The organism is Streptomyces sp. NPDC007164, from assembly GCF_040634135.1.
In the GTDB taxonomy this organism is placed as follows: Bacteria; Actinomycetota; Actinomycetes; order Streptomycetales; family Streptomycetaceae; genus Streptomyces; species Streptomyces sanglieri.
This window is the reverse complement of the sequence record NZ_JBEYFB010000121.1, coordinates 1-3,830: the sequence shown is the minus strand read 5'-3', so window position 1 is coordinate 3,830 and position 3,830 is coordinate 1. Positions and strand designations below refer to the sequence as shown.

Genomic DNA, 3,830 nt, shown 5'->3' with positions numbered 1-3,830 from the left:
GATGCGGGCCTGGGTCGCCGAACAGGACTGGCTCACCCTGGAACGATTACCCGCTCTACGCTCCCGAGCTGAATCCGGTGGAACTGCTGTGGTCCACGCTCAAGAAGCGCGAACTCGCCAACCTCGCCGACGACCACCTCGCCGATGTCGCCGACGCTACCGGGCAAGGCATCCACCGCATCAACGCCAACCCCCGCCTGCCATGGTCATTCCTCGCCCATACGGGCCTGACCGTCCACCCACCACACCCACCGAACTTACGAAAAGATCAGTAGGAGGCGGACCAGCTGGCGTACCCGCCGTGCTCGTCGCACTGCCTCGACTGCCAAGCACCTCGTCACCGCGGTCGTGCGCGTGCCGTCCTGACGCCGGGTTCACTGTGCGAGCCCAGGAAGGCGGTCTGCGAACCGATGGCCTGAGCGACGACTTCTGAGTGCGTCAGCTGAGGATGGTGCCCCGCGCCGGCAACCACTGTCACGGTGGCGTGCGGGAGGGTGTCCAGCAGCGACTGTCCCTCAACGGTGAGCGGATCGTTGGAGCCCAGGACGATGTGGACACGCCCTGGGTAGTGCTGCAGCTTGGCCTGGAGGTCGGCACGCCACTGCGGGTTCGCCGTGGCAGCCAGAAGCTCGGCGGCGGTGGCCCCGACGGTGCCGCGGCGAAGATCCGCGACAGCCGACCGGAGAGCGGCCGCGTGGCCCGTGGCGCCGGTCAGCCGCTCGGCCAGCGCCTCGGGGGGTGTCCGCCTCAGGTACCAGCGGGTCAGGGCCGCCCGCCTGGCGGTGCGGGGCGGGGGCCCCTGCAGGAAGAACGGTGACACCAGCGTGAGTTGATCCACCGCATTGGGGTGGGCGGTCGCGGCGTCGACGGCGGCCGCGGCGCCGATGGAGTGACCCACCAGGTGACGGGCACCGGTCTCGGTGACCAGCGCGGTCAGCCAGGACTGCCAGTCCTCGCGGCGTCCGGCGCTCATGCCCAGCCCCGGCAGGTCGACGGCGCGCGCGTGCCCGACCGCCGCGACGACCGGTGCCCAGGTGTCGGCGTTGACCGGCAGACCGGGCAGCACCACCGTGGGTGCGCCTGCCCTGCCGAGCTCGAAAGTCCGTATCCCGCCCACCTTGGTGAATCGTCTGTCACCTGCGGGGGCGTCGCCGAAGCGGTGGGCTGCAAGGTGGTCGGCCCAGCGGCGGATCGTCGTGGCGGTGTCCGGCATGGCCAGCCCGTGCCGGGCGGCGAAGGCATGGGCCGAGTCGGTCGGGTAGCGGTCGGTCGACAAAAACGTCAGGGTCTCCGGATCAGCCTTGGTGAGCCACTGAGGCAGCCGCTTGAGCAGGGACACCGGGATCCGTGTCCTGGGTGCCTTGACCCCGTAGTGCTCCGCTATCAGCGTGAGCAGGTCGGGCAGTGCGGGCGTGCCGTCGTCCAGCGTCCAGTACGCAGTGCGGTGGGCGGCCTCGTCCATCGGAAGCAGCGTCATGAAACGGGCGAGGTAATCGACCGCGACCACGGGGACGAACGTGTGCCCGTTGCCCGGGAGTGCGGGAAGCGAGCCGTGCCAGAGGTCTTTCATATTGGAGGCGAGTCCGAGGTACTGGTCGGACTCCCCGGTGGCGCTGTCGCCGATTACGCTGGCCGGGTTGACGATGGACCAGGGAACGCCCGACTGCTCTGCCAGGTACTGGAAGACGGCGTCCGCCTCGGCCCTGGACGCCTCGTAGGCGCCCAGGGCCCGGTAGGTCTCCTGTCGGTACTCCTCGCTCCACGGGGCGGCGTCCTGCCCGCCCACTCGGTATCCGGAGACCTGAACCAGGCGGCGCAGGTTCGGCAGCCGCGCCGCGAACGCGACGACCGCGCGGACGCTGTCAACGTTGGCGCGACGCGCCTCATCCACCGACATGCCGAACCGGTAGGCGCCAGCGCAGTTGTAGACCTCGGTGATGTCGTCGCACTCGCCGTCGATCAGTGACGCCTTGGCGAAGTCGACCCGGAGGTCGGTCGGGACCTGGTCGTACCCGCGCCCGGCCAGCCACCGAGTCAGCCGCTGGTAGGACTCATGGCTCCGGTTGGCCGTGCCGACTCGAACGCCGGCCTGGCCGAGCGCGAGTACCAGGTGGCGCCCGATGAGGCCGCTCGCACCCAGTACCAGTGCATGCCGGTTCTCCTGGATCATGCCGAAGCCTCCGCGCTCTGTTCCAGCAGCACGGCGATCGCCTGGGCTGCGCAGTGCAGCGGCTCGGTGGACCGCTGGGCACGCGAGACGATCACCGCTCCTTCCACCATGCTGACCACGGCTGTCGCCAGGGCCCGGGCGACGGGACGAGGGCGGCCCTGCGCACTGAGCAGGTCACTTACCGGCGCGATCCATGACTCGAAGGCATGGGCGCAGGCGTCTCGCAGACGTTCGCTCTGCGCACCCATTTCCAGTGTCACCACCGAGACCGGGCATCCCAGCTGGAAGTCGCTGTCGTTGAGTATCCCGGCCAGTTCGTCGATCACACGGCGTACCGCCTCACCCGGCGTGGCCGACCCTCGCGCCGAGTCGGCGACGAGAGAGCCAAATCGCGCGGCCGCCAGCTCGACGGCCTTCTCTCCGAGGGCCTCCTTCCCCTGGGGGAAGTGGAAGTAGAGCGACCCTTTTGGGGCGCCCGCGTGCTCCACCACCGTGTTGACTCCCGTGCCGCTGTAGCCGTGCCGCTGGATCAGTTCCAGCATCGATTCCGCCAGCCGCGAGCTGGTCCTGGCTCCCTTGGTTCCATCCATGACTAAAGAATAGACCGGTCTATAGATTTTGTAAAGCGTCTCAAGCTTGTCGCAGCGATGTCCACGTCGGAGTCGAAAGCGGGAGTGGCGGGTGTTTCATGAGTGGACCGAGCTGCCCCGGCCGGTGAGCGCCGGCGCTGAACCGGCCGGGCACGTCCGTCTCGGCTACGCACGAGCCTCGACTGCCCGGCAGTCCCTCGACACACAGCTTGGCTCCCTCGCCGAGACCGGGGTGACGCGGGTCTTCTCGTAGAAGATCTCCCCCCTGGCCACCCGGCGCCCCGAGCTGGAGGCCGCCGTGAAGCTCGCCGGGGAGATCCGCTTTTCCGGCGTCGCCGTGACCCTTGTCGGCGTACGGGCCAACGTGCACCGCAGCGTACGGTCGAACGTGCATAGCGTCTTGTATGGAGCAGCGACTTGTAAGCGACGTCGATGCTCCCGCGTCCTCTCGGTTGACGGACTGGCAGACACGGGAAACCGGGGCGTCGCTCGTCATAATCGGTAGCTGACAGCAGCCCACCCTCGACGAGGCAGGCATCCGCGTCTGACGAGGAACATGGCTCCATCAAGTACAGACGCCAACGCTGCCAACGCCGGGTCGGCCCACAGGCAGGCGCCTGCGGACGAGGCTGCATTATGGTGAGCCGATCTTCGGACCCGTACGCATGGAGGCGCAGCAGTGACGACCAACGTGACGCCCGAACTGGCCGAGGCGATCCAGCGTGGCTACGACCGGCGCGACCGGGCGAACATGGTGCCGACGATCGCCTACTTCCAGGCGCTGCTTGCCGAACACCCTGGTCACCCAGTCCTCGTATACGAGGTGGGTGGCGCCTACGACACGGCGGGCCAGGAGGAGACCGCTCGCGGCTACTACGAGCGGGCGCTCGCCCTTGGCCTCGACGGTGACGTGCTGCGCCGGTGCCTGTGCCAGTACGCCAGCACCCTGAGGTGGCTGGGCGAGCTGGACGAGTCGCTAGTGTTCTGAGTCAGGGATTCTGTTCAGATATGAGGCGAGGCGTTCGAGGATCTCGTCGGAGGTCTTCGTCCAGACGTACGGCTTCGGGTCG

At 68.3% G+C, this 3,830-nt stretch carries 3 protein-coding genes and 1 pseudogene; 2 read left to right on the top strand and 2 right to left on the bottom strand.

Going from position 1 to position 3,830, the window contains the following annotated elements; genetic code table 11:
* Positions 1-275: pseudogene (locus ABZ622_RS41800) on the top strand (hypothetical protein); the annotation flags it as partial.
* Positions 276-337: 62 nt separating this feature from the next.
* On the opposite strand, the gene ABZ622_RS41795 reads toward ABZ622_RS41800, so the two are convergent.
* Both ABZ622_RS41795 and ABZ622_RS41790 read right to left on the bottom strand, forming a co-directional pair.
* On the bottom strand, positions 338-2,170 hold the full coding sequence (locus ABZ622_RS41795; RefSeq protein ID WP_360552538.1) for an alpha/beta fold hydrolase: 1,833 nt from the start codon (positions 2,168-2,170) through the stop codon (positions 338-340).
* Positions 2,167-2,760 carry a TetR/AcrR family transcriptional regulator gene (locus tag ABZ622_RS41790; protein ID WP_360552536.1) on the bottom strand — a complete coding sequence of 198 codons (594 nt, stop codon included), beginning with the start codon at positions 2,758-2,760 and terminating at the stop codon, positions 2,167-2,169. Before ABZ622_RS41790 ends, ABZ622_RS41795 begins: the two co-directional genes overlap by 4 nt.
* A 679-nt stretch (positions 2,761-3,439) precedes the next feature.
* Here ABZ622_RS41790 and ABZ622_RS41785 point away from each other — a divergent pair.
* Positions 3,440-3,748: a tetratricopeptide repeat protein gene (locus tag ABZ622_RS41785; RefSeq protein ID WP_360552534.1), complete on the top strand. Its 309-nt coding sequence runs from the start codon at positions 3,440-3,442 to the stop codon at positions 3,746-3,748.
* The last annotated feature ends 82 nt before the right edge of the window (positions 3,749-3,830 follow it).